2 protein-coding genes are annotated in these 2,825 nt (G+C 24.9%); both read right to left on the reverse strand.

Annotated features, from left to right (window positions below; genetic code table 11):
- Positions 1-300: 300 nt before the first annotated feature.
- Complete coding sequence (locus B5E48_RS13200) at positions 301-1,434, reverse strand: AbiH family protein (RefSeq protein WP_087305589.1); 1,134 nt, start codon at positions 1,432-1,434, stop codon at positions 301-303.
- Positions 1,435-1,452: 18 nt separating this feature from the next.
- Positions 1,453-2,619, reverse strand: coding sequence for a ComEC/Rec2 family competence protein (locus B5E48_RS13205; RefSeq protein WP_087305591.1), 1,167 nt, complete (start codon positions 2,617-2,619; stop codon positions 1,453-1,455).
- Positions 2,620-2,825 lie beyond the last annotated feature (206 nt).

Here is a 2,825-nt window from a genome sequence, read left to right on the forward strand (position 1 = left end):
CAGATAAAGCAAATATTCAACTATAAAGTATAAAAAAACAGTAGTGATCAATTAAAAGATTACTACTGTTTTCAGTTAAACTATCACTATGTTTTAATGCTGGATACCAAAGTCAGGTACTATACATTTACTGATTTATACAATAAAAATATCTGCCATACATTTTTTATAATTAAAATAATTGTTATTTTAAGTAAAGTCATTTGAAAAATTGATCTCCAATAAAAATATTTCATTTAATTCAACATCACTAAAAAATATTAACTTAAATGAATAGTAAATTATTGTATATTCTATTTATTATTTTATAGTCATACTACTTATCTGTTCCGCTTTCTGTTTATCTTTGACTATAAATTCATCTTTTAAATTATTTTCTCTAAATTGTATTTTATTAATATTTGTATAATCAATCATTATGTCTTTACCCAATATTTTTGTTAAATTGGCGACTATGCTATTTAATGCCTCCTGATCATAATAATAAATATATATTCTTGTTTTATCTCTTAAAGATATTTTTTTAATAATATCTCCATCTACTTCATTAATAGAATGACCAAATATAATAATTTCTATGATTTCTTCTTTATGACTGAGCCATTCTATATATTCATTTCCAGTTTTATAAATAATCCTTTGATAATATTTTTGAAATTCAATAAATTCATAATTATCTTCAGCATCATTAATTTTATCACCTATACCAAAAACCATCTGAAATTGTTCATCAATATTCTTTTGAACATTTCCATGAATAAAATGTGTTGGAATATTCTTATTATATAATTTACTATATGTATCCGTGTAATTAAAGTTAATAACATAATCAATATTTAAACTCTTAAAAAATTCATACCTTGTTTTTGTATGATTTAAGAACTTTGATAAATAACAACCAAGCAACCATGTTAATTCATTAAGATCTAATAATAATTTTTCTTTTATTTCACCAATAGCCAACCGTAAACTTGCTTTTTTTGAATGAGAACCAATATAAATAAACATATTCACAATTTCATCATTTTCCTCTTTTCCCCTTATTGAACGCATATGTTTATTCTTATAATGTTTAGATATATACACTATTTTCGCAATTTCATGTGCAATAATTCCTTCAATATCGCACCAATGTGGATCTTTTAAAAACTGCCTTTTTTGAATACAATTTAACCAATAATTATTCTTACAAATATCAATCATTTTTCTCAATAATTCATCACTAATAATATTTTCTTTTAAAATCACATTCACTGCTGATTTTTTAAAGCCACATTTAATAAATTCATGATAAATACGTTCTCTAAAAGACTCATCAATATCCTCAACATCTTTGTTGTGAAACACCATACAAAAATCATAAAAATTAATATACTTTGTATATAATCCATGAGCTATATCAAATCCATTGCCAATCATTAATATTCTCTTCATCTTTTTAATCCTATTCCATTATTTAATTTCTATATATCCATCACTACAATGATTTTTCTTTTTCATGATTATTTTTCCATCCTTTATCACATCATTTGTAATAAGAATCTTTGTTTTGTTTTTTATCAACATATCCAATATTTCTTGATTTGGATGAGAATCTTTCGCTTTACCAAAACGACCATTACCATGCGAAATAATAGCAACCTCAGGATTAATACATGATAATATTTTACTTGTGAGATTATTCTTGCTGCCATGATGAGGAACTTTTAAATACTGAGAATATATCAATTCATTATTACTTATCAAACGTTTGAATACTTTCTTGCTGGCATCCCCAGTTAATAAGAAGCTAAAATCTTCTTCTTGATATCGAACCACAAGACATGTCTCATGACAACATTTAGTATATTGACGATATATCTTAGATAAACGTTTCCTTGTTGGCTTATGATGAAAAGCCATTAATAGCTCTCTATTTCTCATAATAAAATCTACTACATAATTTTTCCTTGATATATCATTATCATCTTCATAATCAAATAATCTATTTTCATCTAAAATTTGATATTCTTCATCAAATACATTTGAATTACCAAAAATATATTCATTGAATTGGTCAGCAAACTCTTTTTCAAATAAAGTATAAAACATCTCTTTCAATTCATTTCCATCACATTCTTGAATCCATTTATATACATCAAGATATTGAGGTGGATTCAAACATCTCATACAGCCATAAAAAATATCATCCTGATGACAGACCTGTATATGCCTACTTTTTGATAGACTCACTAAAAAATTATAGTTATTAACGATATCATTTAATTCATTAATAAATTCTATGCAATCCTTTGCACTTCTGATTCCTTTTAAATTCAATATTGCTTTTGCGACTAAAGTTAGTTCATCTCGATAATCAGGAATATAGATATTGTTGATACGATGAAATTGAGAACCAATAAAATATCTCAAACCACCCATATGATCATCATGATGATGAGTTAAGAATATATCAATATCATTATATTTTGCTTCTTTTGTTATATCTACATTTCCAGGGCCTAAATCAATATATATAGTCATTTTTGCATTTTTGTCTCCATCATACAAGCCATTAAAAACAACACAATCTCCCTGTCCAACATTCAATACTTTAATATTTCTAACTAATCTACGCATACTATCACTCCAATCCTAAAAAAACACATTGTATATGCTTATATTATACTATAAAAAAAGTATATATCATATAGAATTCAAATTGTTACCCGTCTTTGGCAGTTAGCACCATGTTTCTTTTGTAATCTTTTTTGAAAAATTTAAATTAAGTCCATTTTATGGGCTTTTTTTATTTAAAAATTATTTTATTATTTTTTCTTTTGTGT

This window comes from Massilimicrobiota sp. An105 (assembly GCF_002161155.1).
In the GTDB taxonomy this organism is placed as follows: Bacteria; Bacillota_I; Bacilli_A; order Erysipelotrichales; family Coprobacillaceae; genus Allocoprobacillus; species Allocoprobacillus merdigallinarum.